The 17,459-nt window shown below is 72.3% G+C and carries 17 protein-coding genes; 3 read left to right on the top strand and 14 right to left on the bottom strand.

Translation table 11 applies throughout. The annotated features are described in order from the left end of the window. Window positions 1-27 precede the first annotated feature (27 nt). The 8 genes from ACWD0F_RS40260 to ACWD0F_RS40225 all read right to left on the bottom strand — a co-directional run bounded on the left by ACWD0F_RS40260 (window position 28) and on the right by ACWD0F_RS40225 (window position 8,644). Window positions 28-588: an acyclic terpene utilization AtuA family protein gene (locus tag ACWD0F_RS40260; RefSeq protein ID WP_449886211.1), complete on the bottom strand. Its 561-nt coding sequence runs from the start codon at window positions 586-588 to the stop codon at window positions 28-30. A 67-nt stretch (window positions 589-655) separates the two neighbouring features. Further along, entirely contained in the window at window positions 656-2,242 is a 1,587-nt protein-coding gene (locus ACWD0F_RS40255) for a Na+/H+ antiporter (RefSeq protein WP_449886208.1), read from the bottom strand. A gap of 81 nt (window positions 2,243-2,323) precedes the next feature. Continuing rightward, window positions 2,324-3,322 carry a M24 family metallopeptidase gene (locus tag ACWD0F_RS40250; RefSeq protein ID WP_449886207.1) on the bottom strand — a complete coding sequence of 333 codons (999 nt, stop codon included), beginning with the start codon at window positions 3,320-3,322 and terminating at the stop codon, window positions 2,324-2,326. Then, window positions 3,319-4,227 (bottom strand): ABC transporter ATP-binding protein, encoded by a 909-nt coding sequence (locus ACWD0F_RS40245; RefSeq protein WP_449886205.1) that lies wholly within the window; start codon window positions 4,225-4,227, stop codon window positions 3,319-3,321. Before ACWD0F_RS40245 ends, ACWD0F_RS40250 begins: the two co-directional genes overlap by 4 nt. Then, window positions 4,224-4,997, bottom strand: a complete 774-nt coding sequence (locus ACWD0F_RS40240; RefSeq protein WP_449886202.1) for an ABC transporter ATP-binding protein — start codon at window positions 4,995-4,997, stop codon at window positions 4,224-4,226. The genes ACWD0F_RS40245 and ACWD0F_RS40240 overlap by 4 nt, the downstream gene beginning before the upstream one ends. Then, window positions 4,994-5,869: an ABC transporter permease gene (locus tag ACWD0F_RS40235; RefSeq protein ID WP_449886199.1), complete on the bottom strand. Its 876-nt coding sequence runs from the start codon at window positions 5,867-5,869 to the stop codon at window positions 4,994-4,996. Before ACWD0F_RS40235 ends, ACWD0F_RS40240 begins: the two co-directional genes overlap by 4 nt. After that, on the bottom strand, window positions 5,866-7,053 hold the full coding sequence (locus ACWD0F_RS40230) for an ABC transporter permease (protein ID WP_449886196.1): 1,188 nt from the start codon (window positions 7,051-7,053) through the stop codon (window positions 5,866-5,868). Before ACWD0F_RS40230 ends, ACWD0F_RS40235 begins: the two co-directional genes overlap by 4 nt. Window positions 7,054-7,063: 10 nt before the next feature. Next, window positions 7,064-8,644 carry an ABC transporter substrate-binding protein gene (locus tag ACWD0F_RS40225; RefSeq protein WP_449886194.1) on the bottom strand — a complete coding sequence of 527 codons (1,581 nt, stop codon included), beginning with the start codon at window positions 8,642-8,644 and terminating at the stop codon, window positions 7,064-7,066. A gap of 107 nt (window positions 8,645-8,751) precedes the next feature. Here ACWD0F_RS40225 and ACWD0F_RS40220 point away from each other — a divergent pair, with 107 nt between their 5' ends. Beyond that, window positions 8,752-9,393: an Lrp/AsnC family transcriptional regulator gene (locus ACWD0F_RS40220; RefSeq protein ID WP_449886191.1), complete on the top strand. Its 642-nt coding sequence runs from the start codon at window positions 8,752-8,754 to the stop codon at window positions 9,391-9,393. A gap of 47 nt (window positions 9,394-9,440) precedes the next feature. On the opposite strand, the gene ACWD0F_RS40215 is transcribed toward ACWD0F_RS40220, so the two are convergent. After that, window positions 9,441-9,785: a hypothetical protein gene (locus ACWD0F_RS40215; protein WP_449886188.1), complete on the bottom strand. Its 345-nt coding sequence runs from the start codon at window positions 9,783-9,785 to the stop codon at window positions 9,441-9,443. A 367-nt stretch (window positions 9,786-10,152) separates the two neighbouring features. Here ACWD0F_RS40215 and ACWD0F_RS40210 point away from each other — a divergent pair, with 367 nt between their 5' ends. After that, a complete protein-coding gene (locus tag ACWD0F_RS40210; RefSeq protein WP_449886185.1) occupies window positions 10,153-10,920 on the top strand; it encodes a bestrophin-like domain in 768 nt (255 codons plus the stop codon). Between the two features lie 2 nt (window positions 10,921-10,922). Beyond that, window positions 10,923-11,504, top strand: a complete 582-nt coding sequence (locus ACWD0F_RS40205; RefSeq protein ID WP_449886183.1) for a hypothetical protein — start codon at window positions 10,923-10,925, stop codon at window positions 11,502-11,504. On the opposite strand, the gene ACWD0F_RS40200 is transcribed toward ACWD0F_RS40205, so the two are convergent. From ACWD0F_RS40200 to ACWD0F_RS40180, 5 genes are all read right to left on the bottom strand, one after another. Next, window positions 11,505-13,277, bottom strand: coding sequence for a CotH kinase family protein (locus ACWD0F_RS40200; protein ID WP_449886181.1), 1,773 nt, complete (start codon window positions 13,275-13,277; stop codon window positions 11,505-11,507). It abuts the gene before it with no gap. A gap of 6 nt (window positions 13,278-13,283) precedes the next feature. Beyond that, entirely contained in the window at window positions 13,284-13,961 is a 678-nt protein-coding gene (locus ACWD0F_RS40195; protein WP_449886178.1) for a DUF4956 domain-containing protein, read from the bottom strand. Between the two features lie 6 nt (window positions 13,962-13,967). Beyond that, the gene (locus ACWD0F_RS40190) at window positions 13,968-14,909 is read right to left on the bottom strand and encodes a VTC domain-containing protein (protein WP_449886176.1); all 942 of its coding nucleotides are present in this window, start codon (window positions 14,907-14,909) and stop codon (window positions 13,968-13,970) included. A gap of 82 nt (window positions 14,910-14,991) precedes the next feature. Beyond that, window positions 14,992-16,566 (bottom strand): sensor histidine kinase, encoded by a 1,575-nt coding sequence (locus ACWD0F_RS40185; protein WP_449886174.1) that lies wholly within the window; start codon window positions 16,564-16,566, stop codon window positions 14,992-14,994. Between the two features lie 111 nt (window positions 16,567-16,677). Next, window positions 16,678-17,412: a response regulator transcription factor gene (locus tag ACWD0F_RS40180; RefSeq protein WP_449886171.1), complete on the bottom strand. Its 735-nt coding sequence runs from the start codon at window positions 17,410-17,412 to the stop codon at window positions 16,678-16,680. Window positions 17,413-17,459: the final 47 nt, after the last annotated feature.

Genomic DNA, 17,459 nt, shown 5'->3' with positions numbered 1-17,459 from the left:
TTCGTCCGGCGGGCCCAGCGCGCGGGCCTACCGGGTGCCGGCGCAGGGGGCGATGCGGATCCTGCTCGGAGCCTCCTGGCTCAGGCGCACCGACTCCAGGGGGACCGTGACCTCGGGCGTGCGATAGCGGCCGCCGGAGAAACGCGCGGCCAGCCGGGCGCGGACGGCGGCCGCCGTCACGTCGCCGGCCAGCGAGCCGCGCCCGTCACGGCAGATCTCGACCCAGCACGGCCCGCGCTGCGCCGCCAGCGCCAGCCCCGCCACCGTCGCCCCCGCCAGCGCGCCCAGGTCGCCGCGGGTCCAGCCGTAGTGCCATATGCCCGCCGCCACCACCGGCGCGGCCGGGCAGCAGCCCGGGGCGGTGATCACCACGTCGAGCCCCTGGAGCAGCGCCCGCGCGATCTCCTCGGCGCTCCGCGCGGCCTCGGTGGCGGCACGCAGCCCCGGAAGCCGCGGCAGCGCGCCGCCGATCCCGTAGATGAGCTTGATGCCCGTCTCGACCTGCCCGGGGCCGCCGTCGTGCCATCCGCAGGCGACGACGTCGAGCGATCCGGCCGAGCTCCACGTGCCGATGCGCAGCATAGTCATTGACTACCCTTTGCCGCGAACCGTAACACACCGTTACCCCTCCGAGGTGGTGTCCACGCGGACGAACTCATCTCAGGCTCCTGGCGTCCAGCTCCCGCAACACCCGCGACACCACGACCGGATCGGCCCGCGGATCCCGCCGCGCCTCCAGCACCGCCTGCCTGGCGGCGGACATCATCTCCGCCTGCACCCGCCTGATGAGCCTGAACCGCTCCGTCCGCCGCTCGAACGCCTCCCGCCGCTCCTCGTCGGCCGCCCCCGGGCTGATCCGCATGCCGAGATCCATCATCCGCCGGGTCAGCACCTCCATGACGTCCTCGGGCAGGTCCTCGGCCTGGTCGATCTCCCGCAACCGCCGCTTGGCCGCCTTCGCGGCACTGATCGCCAGTTGCTTCTCCAGCTCCCGCTCGGCCGCGGTGTCCCCCTTGACCCCCAGCCGCGTGACCAGCCACGGCAACGTCAGCCCCTGCACGACCAGCGTCACCAGGACGACGGCGAACGCCATGAACACGAGCACCGGCCGGTGCGGGAACGGCGCCCCGGCATCGGTCTCCAGCGGGATGGCGAGCGCGAGCGCCACCGTGGCCACCCCGCGCATGCCCGCCCACCACAACACCATGGTCTCGCGCCAGGTGTGCGGGATCTCGGTGTCCTCGCGCTCGTTCCGCCGTGCCTTCCTGGCCAGCCACGCGGCCGGGAGCAGCCAGATCAGCCGGACGAGGACGACGACCGCCACCACGGCGGCGCTCCAGGCGACCACCTCGCCGAGCCCCCCGTGAATGGTGCCGAACGTGGCGTGCAGCTCCAGCCCGACCAGCCCGAACGCCACCCCCGTCACCAGCGTGTCGACCACCTGCCAGAACGTCGCCGCCGCGAACCGGCCGAGCACGTCGTCGGCGTCCGACATACGATCGCTGAGATAGAACGCGCACGTCAGCACGGCCAGCACCCCGGACCCGCGCAGCTCGTCGGCCAGCGCGTAGCTGACGAACGGGATCACCAGCGACAGCCCGACCTGCAGCGTGGCATCGCCCAGCAGCGCCATCAGCCGCCCGCCGAGCCAGCCGAGCCCCAGCCCGACCAGCACCGCCACGACCGCCGACAACACGAACTCCGCGAGCGCCCCCGGCCAGGAGAACGAGCCGGTCACCACCGCCGCGATCGCCACGTGGTAGAGCACGATCGCCGTGACGTCGTTGAACAGCCCCTCGCCTTCGAGCAGCGACACCATGCGCCGGGGCAGCCCGAGCCGCCCCGCCACCGCCGTGGCCGCGACCGGGTCGGGCGGCGCCACCAGCGCCCCGAGCGCCACGGCCGCCGCCAGCGGCAGCCCCGGCACGAGCGCGTGCGCCGTCGCCGCCACGGCCGCCGTCGTCACGAACACCAGCGCCACGGCCAGCAGGAAGATCGCCTGCCAGTTCGCCGCGAACTGCCGCCACGACGTGCGCCGCACCGCCGCGTACAGCAGCGGCGGCAGCAGCAGGGGCAGGACGATGCCGGGCGGGATGTCCACGTTGGGGACGAAGGGCAGGATGGCCAGCACGATGCCGAGCACCGTCATCAGCACCGGCGACGGCAACCCCAGCCGGTCACCCAGCGGGACCATGATCAGCGCGCCCAGCAGCACCAGCATGAGCAGCACGAACTGATCCACGACACCCCCCGATGATCGCCGTGACCAGCGTAATCGAGCGGCCGCCGCGGCCGGGCGAGCCACCACCGGCCGCCCGGCCGGCTATCGGTCGATGACGTGCAGAGCGTGCGGGTGGGACCCCAGCGGCACCGGCCCGCCGGGCGTGCAGAGCACCACGTCGGCCACCCGGGCCCCGAACAGGTCGGGCACGTAGATCGCCGGTTCCAGGCAGAACGTCATCCCGGGCGCCAGCACGGTGTCCTCGCCAGGCCGGGGCCCCTCGTCGTGCCCCAGCCCGACGCCCCGGCCGGTGTGCGCCGCCGCGAACAGCCCGTACCCGCTGCCGTCGATCACCTCGCCCATGGCCCGCGCCGGCGCGCCGGCCGGAGCGGACGGCAGGAACGCGGCGAGCCCGGCCCGCCGGGCGGCGAGCACCACCGAGTACATCGCCTCGAAGTCCTCGGGCGGCTCGGCCACCGCGAACACGCGGGCGACCTCCGCGCAGTAACCGGCCCAGCGCCCGCACACCGACACCAGCAGCGCGTCGCCGGGGTAGATCGCCCGCTCCCCGGGCACATGCGCGGCGAGCGCGGTGTGCTCGCCCGCCGCCACCCGCAGCGACACCACCTCCTCGCACCCGGACTCCAGCAGCAGCCCCCGCAGCCGGTGGGCCATCGCCCGCTCGCTGGCCCCGAACCAGGACAACTCCAGCGCGTGCCGCAGCACCCCTTCCGCCGCCGCCACCGCCCGCCCGATCGCCTCGACCTCATGCGGCTCCTTGCGCAGCCGCAACGGCGCCAGCACGGCGGAGGCGGGCACGAGCTCGGCCTCGATCGCCAGCCCGAACAGCTCGCGCACCCGCATCTCCGCGTCCACCCCCACCCGGCGTGCGCCCGCGGGCACCAGCCCGGCCGGATCGGCGGTCTCGGCGACCGCGTCCCGCGTCACCACGAGGAACGGGCCGTGGCCGCCGCCGAGCAGGCGGAAGTCGGGAGAGGGCCGCAACACCAGGGCGTCCAGGCCGCCCTCGTCCATGGCCGCCCGCACCGCCGCCCAGAACCGGCCGGACCGCGCGGGCGTGGCGGGCGGCTCCTGCGTCACTTCGGCTCGTGCAGCCAGCAGGCGACCGGTCCGAAGTCCGGCTCCCGCTCGCGGCACACGTCCATCACCAGCGGGCAGCGCGGGCTGAACCGGCACCCCCGCGGCGGGTTCGCCGGGTCCGGCACGTCGCCCGGCAGCTCCGCGGGCAGCACCCCCAGCCCGTCGGGCTTGGGGATGGCGCCCAGCAGCGCCCTGGTGTACGGGTGCCGCGGCTCGGCCCACACCTCGGCCGTGTCGCCGACCTCGACGATCTTGCCCAGGTACATGACCGCGATCCGGTCGGCGATCAGCCGCACCACGGACAGGTCGTGGCTGATGAACAGCAGCCCCGCGCCCGCGTCCACGGCCAGATCCCGCATCAGCCTGGCCACCTGCGACTGCGCGGAGGCGTCCAGCGCCGAGATGGGCTCGTCGCCGATCAGCAGCCGCGGCCGGGCCGCGAGCGCGCGGGCGATGGCGATGCGCTGCCGCTGCCCGCCGGAGAACTCGTGCGGATGCCGCCCCGCGAAGTCGCGCGGCAGGCCGACGCGTTCCAGCAGGTCGGCGGGCGTGCTGGTGGTGTCACGGGAGGTGCGCAGCCCGTCGGCGATCTGGTCGCCGACCCGGCGGCGCGGGTTCAGGGAGGCGTACGGGTCCTGGAAGACCATCTGGATGCCGGTCAGCTTCCTGCGCCGCAGGCCGAGCGGCGTGACCGGCTCGCCGTCGAAGGCGATGGAGCCCTCGGTGATCGGGTTCAGCCCGCAGACCGCGCGGGCCAGCGTCGACTTGCCGCAGCCGGACTCGCCGACCAGGCCGACGACCTCGCCCGGGCGCACGGTCAGGCTGGCCCCGGCCACCGCCCGCACGACGGGACGGCCGGGGGAGCGGTGCTCGACGACCAGGTCGTCGACGGTCAGCAGGGTCATCGCCCCTCCGTATCGGGCAGGGAGTCCAGCAGCGCGCGGGTGTAGGCGTGCGCGGGTTCCCGCAACACGCGGCCGCGCGGCCCCGACTCCACCACCAGGCCGTCCTTCATCACGCTCACCTCGTCGGCCACCGCCGACATCACCCCGAGGTCGTGGGTGACCAGCAGCACCGCCAGCCCCAGCTCGTCGCAGAGCCCGCGCAGCAGCCGCAGCACCCCGGCCTGCACGGTCACGTCCAGCGCCGTGGTCGGCTCGTCGGCGATCAGCACCTTGGGGGAGCAGGCCAGCGCGATCGCGATGGCGATGCGCTGCCGCATCCCGCCGGAGAACTGGTGCGGGAAGCGCCCGTACGCCTCGCCGGGGCCGGGAATGCGCACCTTGCCGAGCAGCTCCACCGCGCGGGCGCGCGCCTCGGCCTTGCCCAGCCGCAGGTGGTGCCGCATGTGCTCGGTGAGCTGCCGGCCGATGGTGAGCATCGGGTGCAGGCTGGTCGCCGGATCCTGGAACACCATGGCGACCTCGCCGCCGCGGACCCGGTTGAGCTCCTTGGGCGGCAGCGTGAGCAGCTCGCGCTCGCCGAGCCGGACCGCGCCCGACGTCCGCGCGCCGTGCGGCAGCAGCCCCAGGACGGCCAGCCCGGTCATGGTCTTGCCCGACCCGCTCTCCCCGGCCAGCCCGTGCACGCGCCCGGCCTGCAGGCTCAGGTCGACGCCGCGCAGGATCTCCTTGCCGCCGATCGACACCTTCAGACCGGTGATGTCCAGCGTCACAGCGCACGCTCCTTGATCGCGCGGGCGGTACGGGGGTCGAGCGCGTCCCGCAGCGTGTCACCCAGGAAGTTGAACGCCAGCACCACCGTCAGGATCGCCAGCCCGGGGAACGTCGCCACCCACCAGCTGTCGAAGACCTCCACCCCGGAGGCCACCATCGCCCCCCACTCCGGCGAGGGCGGCTTGGCCCCCAGCCCGAGGAACGACAGGCCGGACAGCAGCAGCAGCGCGGTGCCGATGTCGAGCGTGGCCAGCACGAGGATGGGGCCGGTCACGTTCGGGAGCACGTCCACGCGCAGCGACCGCCACACCGAGAACCCCAGCAGCCGCCCGCTCAGCACGAACTCCCGCTCGCGCACGCCCAGCACGAGCCCGCGCGTGACCCGGGCGTAGGCGGGCCAGGCCACCACCAGCACGGCCAGCACCGCGTTGGTCAGGCTCGCCCCGAGCGCCGCCGCCACCACCATGGCCAGGATCACGGTCGGGAAGGCGAACACCAGGTCCGCCACCCGCATGATCGTCTCGTCCACCCATTTGCCGAAATATCCGGCGCACGCTCCGAGCAGGCCGCCGATCAGCACCGACAACACCACCAGCAGCAGCGTCAGCGGGATCGACACCCGCGCCCCGTACATGACGCGGCTCAGGATGTCGCGCCCGAGCTGGTCGGTGCCGAACCAGTGCCCGGGGCCCGGCTCCGCCAGCCGGGGCAGGTCCTGGGCGAGCGGGTCGTGCGGCGCCAGCAGGGGCGCGGCCAGCGCGATGACGAGCCAGGCCACCGCCATGAGGCAGCCGACGACGGCCAGCGGTTGCCGCCACGCCTCGGGCAGGCGTCCCAGAAGCCCCTTGCGGGCCAGGGGGTCCCGTCTCATCGCAGCCTCACTCGGGGATCGATGACGCCGTACAGGACGTCCACGATCAGGTTGATGACCAGGTAGACGATGCCCACGACCAGGCCGACGCCCATGACGGCGGGCAGGTCGAGTGCGGTGGCGCTCTTGTAGGCGTACTGGCCGACGCCCGGCCAGGCGAAGATGGCCTCGACCAGCACGGTGCCGGACAACAGGCTGCCGAAGGCCAGTCCCGCCACGGTGATGATGGGCACCAGGGCCGAGCGCAGCACGTACCGGAACAGGATCGTCCGGCCCGGCAGGCCCTTGGCCCTGGCGGCGCGCACGTAGTCCTGCCCGAGCACCTCCAGCACCGCCGAGCGGGTGAAGCGGGTGAGCAGGCCGATCGTGTAGAGCGCCAGCACCAGCGCGGGCGTGATCAGGTGGCCGACGGCGGAGGAGAAGATGTCCATCCGGCCGGCCAGCAGCGCGTCCACCGTCTGCAGGCCGGTCACCGGCGGGGCCGAGCCGAGCGCCACGTCCACCCGGCCGCTGCCCGGCGTGATCTGCAGGCGGTAGAAGAACACGTAGAACGCCACCAGCGCCAGCCAGAACGTCGGGACCGAGATGCCGATCAGGCTCAGCACCCGCAGCGCGTGGTCGGCGAGCCGGTCGCGGCGCAGGGCGGCGATGACCCCGAAGGCCACGCCGAGCACCAGCGAGACCAGGATCGCCGCTCCGGCCAGCTCCAGCGTCGCCGGCACGAACTCGGCCAGGTCCTCGCTCACCGGGCGGTGGCTCTGCTGGCTGGTGCCCAGGTCGCCGTGGACGATCCCCTGCAGATGCAGCGCGTACTGCTGCCACAGGGGCTTGTCGAGGCCGTGCTCGGTGCGCCACTGGGCGACGATGGCCGGATCGCCGAGCGCCCGCTGGCCCAGGTTCGCGGAGATGGGGTCGCCGGGGACGAGGTTCGTCAGGACGAACGTGATCAGGGTGATGCCCCAGGCCATCAGGACGGCCAGGAGGATGCGGCGGATGAGGAAGCGCGCCAGCGGCGGAACGCCCCGCCGCCCGCGAGCGGGCCCGCCGGAAGCACCGGGGCCGGAAGGACCGGAGGCGGAAGCACCGGGGCCGGGGCCGCCGGGATCGGGGGCACCGCCGCCGGAGGGCCCGCCGGCGGCGCCGGGGCGCGGCGGTCCGGCCGCCGCGCCCGGGATGTCGGACACCTGCGGGTCCCTACTTCACGCCGAGGTCGGCGACGTCGACCGTCCACACCGGGTGGTACTCCAGCCCGGTCACCGACCCGGCCGTCACGATGTTCTGGCTCGGCTGGATCAGCGGGATGAACGGCCCGGAGGCGTTGAGCCTGGTCTGCACGTCGGCGTAGGCGGCCTTGCGGGCGTCGTCGCCGATGGTCGTGGCGGCCTTGTCGCCCGCCGCCTCGATCTCCTTGGCCGCGCCCGTCTTCCAGCCGGCCCGCAGGCCCACCGTCTTGCCGGGCAGGAACGCCAGGTAGTCGCTGGGGTCCGGGTAGTCAGGACCCCAGTACCACAGGCCCATCTCCTCCTTGCCGTTGCGGTAGTTGTCCAGCGCCGTGGTGACCGGCGCGGGCTGGAGGTCCACCGTGATGCCGACCTCCTTGAGGTTGGCCTGGATACGCTCGGCCAGCGGCTGGAACGACAGGCCGTTCACGGTCAGCTCGCTCGGATACTCGAGTTTCACGCTCGGGTTCGGCACCCCGCTGGCGGCGAGCGCGGCCTTGGCGCCCTCGACGTCCCGCTTGGCCGCCTGCTCGGCGGGCAGCGCCCCGAGGAGCTGCGACGGGATGACCCCGGGCGCCTGCGTGGAGCCCTCGCCGGCCAGCTCCAGCAGCCCCGGGTAGTCCACGCCCTTGCGGACGGCCTCCACGAACTTGGCGTTCGGCGTCGTCTTGCTGACCGCCGGGTCCTGGTTGGCGAGCAGGAAGATGACGTTCGCCGAGGCGACCTTCTTGACCTGCAGGGTGGCGGGCATGGAGGTGACCTGGTCGCCGGAGAGGTTCAGCGCCACCTGGCTGTCGCCGCGCTGCACGTTCAGCTTCTGCGTGGCGGCCTCGACGTTGCGCAGCACGACCTTGTCGTAGGCGGGCTTGGCGCCGTGGTACTGGGGGTTCGCCTTGAGCGTGACCTGGCTGCTCACGTTGAACGACTCGATCATGTACGGGCCCGAGCCGGCCGAGTGGGCGTTCAGGTACTGCTCGGCCTTGTCCTGGGCGTCCGCGGTCGCGCCGTTCTGCTTGGCCAGCTTGCTGTTGATGATGCCGAGGGCCGGGTTCGGCAGGATGTAGGGCAGCGCCGGGTTCGCCGTCTTCGACGTCAGCTGAATCGTCGACTCGTCCGTCTTGGCCACCTCGACGCCGTCCAGCAGGAACGACGGAGTGCCCTTCATGTCACGGACCCGCGTCAGCGAGAACACCACGTCGTCCGCGGTGATCGCGGACCCGTCGGCGAAGGTGGCCCCCTGCTTGAGCTTGAGGGTGAGCGTCTTGCCGTCCTCGGCCAGCTCGTACGACTCCGCCAGGGCCGGCACCGGCTTGGTCACGTCCGAGCCGTCGAAGGTGAGCAGCGTCTCGTAGATCGCCTTGCCGACGATGAGCCCCGTCGGCTCGTACGTGCGCCCGGGGTCGGCGGTCTTGAGGTCGAAGGAGGTGTCGATGACGAGGGTCTTGCCCCCGGCACCGGAGGCGGCCGGAGCCGGTGAGGTGCCGCCGCTTCCGCAGGCGGCCAGGGCGAGTGCACCGGCGAGCAGCACAGCCGCCGTCTGCGTTCGGGTCGCCATGAAGTCCTCCAAATGGACGTTCGGTAGAAGGATGCCGAGGATTGTCCGGCAGAACGTCCAGGTACCGTGCGGTCCGCGAGACGTATATAAAGGTCAGTGAGGTAATGATGAGTGATATTTCCAGAAATGGTGTCGGCGGCAGCGGTCAGGCTGGACGGATCGGCATCGGTCTCGAGCTCGACGACATCCATCTGAAGATCCTTGAGGTCCTGCGCGAGAACGGCCGGATCTCGGTGGCCGCGCTGGCCGAACGGGTCGGCATCTCGCGCGCGAGCGCGTACACGCGGTTCGAGGCGCTGCGCGCGGACGGCGCGATCAAGCGGTTCACCGCCGAGATCGACCACGTGCGGACCGGGCTCGGCATCACCGCGTTGATCTTCGTGACCGTGCGGCAGCAGATGTGGAAGCAGTTCAGGGCGGAGCTGGCCAGGATGCCGGAGGTGGAGTACTGCGCGATCACCACCGGTCAGCACGACGCCATGATCCAGGTGCGGGTCTCCGACGTGGCGGCCGTGCACGCCATGGTGACCGAGCGGCTGGCCAACATCCCGGCGGTCAAGGCGACCGAGACCGTGTTCATCCTGGACGAGGTGCTCAAACGGCCGTACGTGCTGCCCAGCGACCGCGACCAGGCCGCCCGCGAGCAGCGGCGGCGGCCGGCCCAGGAGGCGCAGGGCGACGTGCCGCTGGGCAAGATGCGCTTCGTCGGCGCCGCCGAGGGCCGCGCCGCCCTGCACAAGGACGACTGAGCAGCCCGCGACGCCGCCTGCGGCGGGGCGGCCGCTCCGGGGCCGGGTCAGGCGGCGGCGGGCACCTCGTCGCACACGCTCACGTGCACGGTGTCGTCACCGTCGAAGGAGAACTCCTCCACCAGCCGGAGCAGCCCGCCCTCGGCCGCCTCGACCCGGCTGCGGCTCTGCCCGCCCGCCGTGCCCCCGGCCTTCAGCGCGTGCACGTAGGAGATCGTCACCTGGTCGCCGTCCCGCGTCCCGACGAAGCGCCCATGGATCACGGTGTCGCCCGTGTAGTCGCCCCACACCACTCCGTCGGCCTCCCAGTACCGGAACTCCGTAGGACTGTCCGGGTCCACCGCGCTCGCCGTCGAGCTCACCATCACGAATTCACGACCGTTGAGATTCACGCCCCCATGCTCCCGAACATTTCCGAAATATCAGCACCCGGCTAGACATATGGTGATGGCCCGCTGTCAACGTCCGGCAATCCGTCCAGCCCCCCTCCGGGCGGCGGACGCGCGGCGGACGGTCAGTCCAGGATCTTGGTGGTGAGCGCCACTCCCGAGCTTGGCGTAGGCGTTGCCCAGGTGATACTCGACCGCCATGCCGGCGCGCCGGGAGGCCCCGGGCAGGCCGCGCCCCGTAGCCGACGTGGCCGTCCCGGGCCCTGTGCGGGTGCTTGCCCGGGACTTTACCTTTGCGGACCTGACGCCATCAATGCGGTGTGTGATAGTAAAGTGACACTGCGTATTCGAAGAGGTTCGGGAGATCTTCATGGTGGCGTACATCCTCTCGATCGTGGCGGCGGTGGCCGTGGTGGTGCTCACCGCGCTGATGTTCAGGCTGGTGAAACGGGCCGGCGAGGACCGTGACCCGGGTGGTCCCTCCGCCGCCCATGCGGGCGGGATGTTGTCGGCCATGTTCCTGCTGGTGTTCGCCATCGCGATCATCGTGCCGTGGACCAGCGCCGACGCCGCCCGCCACAACACCTACGCCGAGAGCCAGGCCGCCGTCGACGCCTACTGGGCGGCCGGCGGCCTGCCCGGCGAAGCCCCCCAGCAGATGCGCACGGCGCTGCGCGACTACGTCACCTTCGTCGTCAGGGACGAGTGGCCACTCATGGCCGACGGCCGGATGGACCCGGTCGGCGCCGCCAGGATCGACGCGCTGCGCGGCCGGATCGCCGCGCTGCCGGTGAGCGGCGAAGGCGAGAAGCAGGCCAAGGCCATGCTGCTCGATCACGTCCGGGTCATCTCGACCACCCGCGCCCTGCGCAGCGCCGACGCGGCCGCCACCCCGCCCGATGGCCTGCTGCTGCTGACCATCCTCACCGGCGTGATCGTCATCCTCTTCCCGTTCCTGGCCGGGGCCCGGCCGCGCGGGCTGACGATCCTGCCGCTGGTGGCGATGGCCGGGCTGCTCGGCTTCGGCACCTACCTGACCTGGGACATCGCCCACGCCTTCGCGGGGCCGCTGGCCGTGGGGCCCGAGGCGTTCCAGAGTGCGTTGCAGGAGTTCACCCGCATCGCGGGAGGGATGTGATCGTGCGCGTCCGGTTGCTGTTCGCCGCCGCCCTGGTCGCGCTCTGCGCCGCGGGTCCGGCGGCGGCCGACCCGAAGCCCGTGCCGAAGCCCGTGCCCAAGGTGACCGTCCGCCCGCCGGCGCCCCCCAAGGGTGTCATCGTGGGCCCCAGGGTGACCGTCCCCCGGGTGTCGGCGCGGCGGGCGCCGTTTCCCAGGGTGTCGATCTCGATGCCCCCGCCCAGGCGCCGGACGGCGCCCAAGATCACGCTGCCCGGCGTGACGATCTACCGCGACGGGGTGTGCATGAGCGGGACCCAGGTGGGGGAGTGCCCGCGCACGAGGACACGCCCCCGGAGCCGGCCGGTGCCGGTGCCGACGCGGGTACCGCCCAGGCCCGTTCCCGTTCCCGTTCCCGTGCCCAGCCCCACGCCCACGCCGACCCCGACACCCACGCCGACCCCGACGCCGGCGGCCCGCGCGTGGGTCAAGCACGCCGTGCCGCCGGCTCGCCGCCCCCATCCGCTGGGCTCCGTCGTGGTCATGGTGGTGCTGGTGACGGCCATCACCTCGACGACGGCCGTCGCGTTCGGCTCGCGCCGGTGATCACAGCGCCTTTCTGATCGCCTCGGCTCGGGTTTCGAGCGTGGTCCGCACGGCCGCCGCCTCGTCGGCGGCCTTCGCCGGGTCGGCGCCCTTGTTCCTGCCGTACGCCGCGACCGCCGTGTCCAGCAGGCCCGTGGCGGTGCCGTCGGCCAGGAGCTTGGTGTACAGGGCGGCGTACTCGCGGTCGTAGACCTTCTTGAGCGTGGCGTCCTTGAGGAACTTGTCCTTGAGCGCGTGACCCATCCGCATCCCTCCTGGTTGCCGGGCCGACTGGTCTCCATCCTGCTGAGGCGGCCGGCCTCCGGGTTGCCGGGTCGGCTGGGTTCCCGGTTGCTGGGTCGGTTGGTTTTCGGGTTGTTGGGTCGACCGGTTTCCGGGTTGCTGGGTCGCCTGGCCTTCGGGCTGCTGGGGTGGGCCGGCGCCGGTCCGGTCGCCGCCGCCCGGGCGCCCCATGCCGCCCATGCCGATGGTGTCGTCGGGGCCGGCCGTGGCGTCTCCGCTGAGCGCGAAGTTGAGATCCCAGCTGATCACCTTGAACTTCTTCGTGCCCAGGTCGTACCAGAGGTAGTAGTTACGGCCGGGGCCCGACATGTCGTCGAAGTTGACCAGGATGTTCTGCAGGGCCAGGTAGCGGGCGAACGACGCCACGTCCAGCCGATCGCCCAGCCCCTTGGCGAAGTCCGCCGCCGGGGCCTGCTCCACCCACTTGATCAGGTCGATGACGGGCTGCAGGTCGCGCTGGCCCACCAGGTTGACCTGCTTGAAGTCGTCGACGTACTCGGTCTGGTCCTCGCCCTGGTAGGTGAAGGAGCTGGAGGCCAGGGACTTGTACAGGACGCCGTCGCCGAGGTTCTCGGCGTAACCCTCGTCCAGGTACTCGACCAGGAGGCGGGGCTTGGACGCGCGGCCGTTGACGGTGAAGGCGGTGTAGGCGGAGCGCTGGGTGGGCTCACCGGCGGCGCCGACCATGGCGATGGCCACGGCCTCGTTCAGGAGGGTCGAGGACTGCGCGGCGGCCGGGCGTACGGCGAGCTGGGTGTGGCCCTGGTAGCGGCGGCCCGCCACGAACTCGTCGAAGCTGATCAGCCACGGCAGGCTCTCCGGCTCCTCGGCCTTGAGCGTCCCGCCGGGACCCCCGCCGAACCCGCCGGGCCGCTGCCCGTTCCCCTGCGGCTGACCTGGCGCTTGGCCCTGGGGTTGGTCTTGAGGTTGATCCTGCGGTTGGTCTTGAGGTTGGCCTGGCGGCTGGCCTGGGAATTGGCCCTGGGGCTGGCCGTTGCCCTGCGGGAGGCCGTTGCCGGGAGGCTGGAAGTCGCCGTCCGGAGGCTGGAAGCCGCCGCCCGGCCGGTCGCCGCCGCCTCCGCCGGGCATGGAGCGCTGCCGGGTCTGCCCCTTCCAGCTCAGCCCCATCAGCGTGGAGTTGCCCTTCAACCGGATGCCCACGCTCGGGATCCTGGTCCCGTCGATGGTCAGGTCCGCCTCGACGTACTTCTTGTCGCCGTCCTTGAAGTATTCGGTCAGCATGTCCTGGTAGCTCTCGTCCCTGAACGTGAGCTCGACCTGGTGCGGTGCCGTGCCGTCGAACAGCTCCGCCGTCCCGGCGAGGTTCTGGACGACCTCGTCGGCCTCGGCGGTCCGGCTCGTGGTCACGTACGGGCGGATGGTCCCGCTGCCGAACACGCCCCAGCAGGCGGCCAGGAACGCCACGCAGAGCGCGACCAGCTTCCAGTTGTGGCGGAGCTTGACGGGGATGCGGTGTCTGAGATGCGCCATGGCCGCCTACAGGTCGGTCTGGTCGTATCCGGTCAGGACGGTGACCGACTGGCCGTGGTTGCGCTCGCGCAGCCCGGCGATGACGTCGGCCGGCTCGCTGCCCTTCTTGATCTTGATCGTGTACATCAGCTCGACCAGCGCGCCCGCCCTGATCGACTCCATGCTGACCAGCTCGAACTCGTCGGTGTGCCGCACCAGCACATCCTGAATGGCGGCGCTGTAGTCCTCGTCGGAGGGCACCTGCACCTTGACGACCTGGCGCCGCACGTTGAGCGCGAACCAGTTGAACCGGCTCATGATCATGATGATCAGCGAGATCGCCACGGCGGCGACGATGCCCAGCAGGTAGAAGCGGGTGCCGACGGCCATGCCGACGCCCATCACCAGGAAGATGAAGCCGACGTCGCGGGTCTCCTTGATGGCGTTGCGGAAGCGCACCACCGACAGGGCGCCGACGAGGGCGAAGGCGCGGGCGATGTTCGAGCCGACGACCAGCATGATCAGCGAGATCAGCATGCCCAGGATGACCAGCGTCTGCACGTAGGACTGGCTGTAGGAGACGTTGCGGTGCGTCGCCCGGTACACCCAGCCGATCATGGCGCTGAGCACGAACGAGAGCGACATCGCGATCGCGATGTCGGCCACGCTGAACGTGCCGGACAGGTCCTGGAAAGAGAAGTCCATAGGGGGTCAGGCCTCCGTGTACGCGATCGACCGCTGGGGGTCGAGGTCGTGGTCGGGGATGTGGAAGATCGAGCGCGGGGCCAGGCCATAGGCCTCCACGCTCTGGCAGTACTTGGACACGCGCACGACCTGCAAATTCCGCTTGGCGGTCAGATCGGTCAGCCAGTAGGGGACACGCTCGTTGGCCTTGACCTCCACGATGGCCTTGCCGGCCGGCACGATCAGCCGGTTCTCGGCGTCGGCTCCCAGATGGAAGTCACGGTCGCGGCCACGGACACGGTGGTCGAAGGTGACGCGCAGGCCCACGTCGGCGTCCCGGCCGATGTAGGCGTGCCGGGTGTAGCCGGTGACGGCGGTGGCCCGCAGGTCCAGGCGGAGGACGAGGTCCAGCACCTCTTCCTGGAACGCCCGCCGGCCCGGCTCGTGGCCGACCTGCTGCCGGCCGTCGCACAGGCGCAGCGCGTCGGCGTACGGCAGGCGGGCCCGGCGCTTCTGGGTGACCCGGTTGACCCGCTGTTTGATCTCCACGAACACCGGCGTGCCGGCGTCGACGGAGAAGCGGTCGCCGTAGTGGCGCACCCGCAACTTCCTGCGGAACCGCAGGCCCTCGATCTTCTCCCAGTAGAACCGGAGCTGCCGGGTGTCGTAGTAGACGCTCCAGATGCCGTAGCCCTGCTCACCGTTGTGGGGGTCGGGGTCGAGCCGCTGCTCGATCTCCTTGCGCAGCTCGGCCGCCGCGGCCACGTCGACGAGATACTTGATCTCGTACCGGTTGAACGCGTGCAGCGTGCTGGGGGCACGCAGCGCGTGCCCGGCCTCCTCCGGGCTCGCGGCAGTGCTCGCGGCAGTGCTCGCGGCAGTGCTCGCGGTGGAGATGGCGGCAGGGCTTTCGGCCGGGACGGCGGGCCGGCCTTCGGGGGTGGTGCGCCGGCGGAATCCACGCAGCATGTCTCTCCCTTCGTGTCAGCCCATATGGGACCGCAACAACCTGGGAATAATGTGTGAACGAACCCCGGCCCGGAGGTGAACGTCAGGCGCCGGCGGGGCCCTCGACCGGGAGCAGGACGCGGAAGGCCGTGCCGTGGCCGGTGCGGCTGTGCGCCTCGACGCGGCCATCGTGCGCCTCCACCAGCGCCGCCGCGATGGCCAGCCCCAGGCCGGTGCCGCCGCTGTCGCGGGAACGGCCGGCGTCGGCGCGGTAGAAACGGTCGAACACGTGGGCCAGATGCTCCGGCTCGATGCCGGGGCCGCTGTCCCGCACCTCGACGACCGCCACCCGTCCGGCCACCTCCATCCCCGCCACGGCCACCGCCATCCCGCCGACCGCACCCGCCCACCCCGCCTCGGTGTCCGCCGCGCCCGCCTTCGCGGCGCCGGTCCTCGGTGCGTCGGTCTCCGGGCAAGGGGACGGGCAAGGGGACGGGCAAGGGGACGGGCATGGGGACGGGCATGGGGGTGCGGCCGGGAGTTCGTCCACCGTGACGCGCACGGCCGTGCCCGCGGGCGTGTGGGCGACGGCGTTGCCGACCAGGTTGGCGACCACCTGGTGCAGGCGGTGCTCGTCCCCGGCCACCCGGACCGGCCGGGCGCCCAGCACCAGCTCGATCGTCCGGCCGGGATCCCTGGCCCGCGCCCCGTGCACCACGTCGCCCGCGATGACGTGCAGGTCCACCTCCGTCAGCTCCAGCGCCCGCTCCTGGTCCAGCCGCGCCAGCAGCAGCAGGTCCGCCACCAGCACGCCCATCCGCTCGGCCTCGCCCTCGATACGGCTCAGGATGCGGGCCACCACCGGATCCGGCTCGCTCCCGCCGTGCCGGTACAGCTCGGCGAAGCCGCGGATGGACGTCAGCGGCGTGCGCAGCTCGTGCGAGGCGTCGGCCAGGAAGTGCCGCAGCCGCCGCTCGGAGTGCTCCCGCTGGCGCAGGGCCTCGCCGAGGCGGCCGAGCATGATGTTGAGCGCGCGGCCGAGCCGCCCGGTCTCGGTACGCGGGTCGCTGTCGGACACCCGGCGGTCGAGCTCGCCCGCCGCGATGGCCGTGGCCGTACGTTCCATCCTGGTCAGCGGGCGCAGCCCGAGCCGTACGACGACGAGCGCGACCGCGCCCAGCAGGACCAGCACCAGCGCCCCCGCCGCCGCCTCGATGAGCAGTAACTCGTGCACGGTGGCGCGGTTGGACTCCAGCGACATCGACACGGCCGCCCGGTTGCCGTCCGGCAGGGCCACCACCAGCGTGCGCCACTCGCCGGCGCCCGTCACGGCGGGCACGGTGACCGGGCCCGGCGGGATCGTGGCGAGCACGTTCGCGGGCAGCGCCGGGCCGTCGCCGGCGCTGCCCGCGCGGCTGACCAGGATCCCCGACGAGGTGTAGACGCCGACGCGGAACTGGGTGGGCAGCTCCAGGTCGCCCCGGCGCGGCGGCGGCGCGCCCGGGGGCGGCCTCTTGCCGAACGTCTGGGCGAAGTCGGTGAGCTGCGTGTCCACCCGCGACAGCAGCGACCGGTCCAGCAGGAACACCCCCGCCGCCGCGAACACCGTCAGCGCGGCCGCCGACAACCCGAGCAGCGCGACCAGCAGCCGGTGCCGCAGCGGCCAGGACCGGCCCATGGGCCTCATCGGCCCGGTCCGAGCCGGTGCCGCAGCGGCCGGGACCGGCTTATCGGCCTCATCGGCCCGGTCCGAGCCGGTGCCGCAGCGGCCGGGACCGGCCTATCGGCCTCATCGGCCCCGGTCCAGCAGACGCTGGTCGCGCAGGGAGTAGCCGACGCCGCGCAGCGTGTGGATCAGCGGCGGGTCCGTCACGTCGATCTTGCGCCGCAGGTAGCTGATGTAGGACTCGACGATCCGGCTGTCGGAGCCGAAGCCGTCGTTCCACACGCGGTCGAGGATCTGCGTCTTGCTGACCACCCGCTCCGCGTTGATCATCAGGTAGCGCAGCAGGCCGAACTCCGTCGGCGACAGGTGCACGCGCCGCCCGGCCCGCCGCACGACGTGGGTCTCCTCCTCCAGCTCCAGGTCCGCGTAGCGCAGCAGCCCGTCGTCGCCCGGCTCCTCGCGCGGCCCCGTACGGCGCAGGATGGCGCGGATCCGCAGCACCACCTCCTCCAGGCTGAACGGTTTCGTCACGTAGTCGTCGCCGCCCGCCGTCAGCCCCGCGATGCGGTCGGCGACCGTGTCGCGCGCGGTCAGGAACAACACGGGCGGCCCGTCGCCGTCGGGCCGCAGGCGCTGCGCCACCGCGAACCCGTCGAGATCGGGCAGCATCACGTCCAGGACGATGAGGGCCGGGCGTTCGCGGTCCACGCACGCCAGCGCCTCGGTGCCGGAGGCGGCGGTGCGGACCCGGAAACCGTGCAGCTCCAGGGCGTCGAGCAGCAACTCGCGGATGTTCGGTTCGTCGTCCACCACGAGCACCACGGGACTGTCCGCGGGTCTGGGCCTCGGTGCGTCCATGGTGCTGTTCTATCCGGTCTATCTGGGAATCTGGTGATAAAAGGCCA

The sequence above is a fragment of the Nonomuraea sp. NPDC002799 genome, assembly GCF_053592075.1.
The sequence above is the reverse complement of the archived record's forward strand: the minus strand, read 5'-3'. Positions and strand labels throughout refer to the sequence as shown.

What these genes read in the sequence shown, in the direction of transcription:
- ACWD0F_RS40210 (WP_449886185.1), top strand. Translation starts at nt 10,153, where the DNA reads ATGGTGGCGTACATCCTCTCGATCGTGGCGGCGGTGGCCGTGGTGGTG.
- ACWD0F_RS40190 (WP_449886176.1), bottom strand. Translation starts at nt 14,909, where the DNA reads ATGCTGCGTGGATTCCGCCGGCGCACCACCCCCGAAGGCCGGCCCGCC.
- ACWD0F_RS40200 (WP_449886181.1), bottom strand. Translation starts at nt 13,277, where the DNA reads ATGGCGCATCTCAGACACCGCATCCCCGTCAAGCTCCGCCACAACTGG.
- ACWD0F_RS40220 (WP_449886191.1), top strand. Translation starts at nt 8,752, where the DNA reads ATGAGTGATATTTCCAGAAATGGTGTCGGCGGCAGCGGTCAGGCTGGA.
- ACWD0F_RS40185 (WP_449886174.1), bottom strand. Translation starts at nt 16,566, where the DNA reads ATGGGCCGGTCCTGGCCGCTGCGGCACCGGCTGCTGGTCGCGCTGCTC.
- ACWD0F_RS40195 (WP_449886178.1), bottom strand. Translation starts at nt 13,961, where the DNA reads ATGGACTTCTCTTTCCAGGACCTGTCCGGCACGTTCAGCGTGGCCGAC.
- ACWD0F_RS40260 (WP_449886211.1), bottom strand. Translation starts at nt 588, where the DNA reads ATGACTATGCTGCGCATCGGCACGTGGAGCTCGGCCGGATCGCTCGAC.
- ACWD0F_RS40245 (WP_449886205.1), bottom strand. Translation starts at nt 4,227, where the DNA reads ATGACCCTGCTGACCGTCGACGACCTGGTCGTCGAGCACCGCTCCCCC.
- ACWD0F_RS40180 (WP_449886171.1), bottom strand. Translation starts at nt 17,412, where the DNA reads ATGGACGCACCGAGGCCCAGACCCGCGGACAGTCCCGTGGTGCTCGTG.
- ACWD0F_RS40235 (WP_449886199.1), bottom strand. Translation starts at nt 5,869, where the DNA reads ATGAGACGGGACCCCCTGGCCCGCAAGGGGCTTCTGGGACGCCTGCCC.
- ACWD0F_RS40225 (WP_449886194.1), bottom strand. Translation starts at nt 8,644, where the DNA reads ATGGCGACCCGAACGCAGACGGCGGCTGTGCTGCTCGCCGGTGCACTC.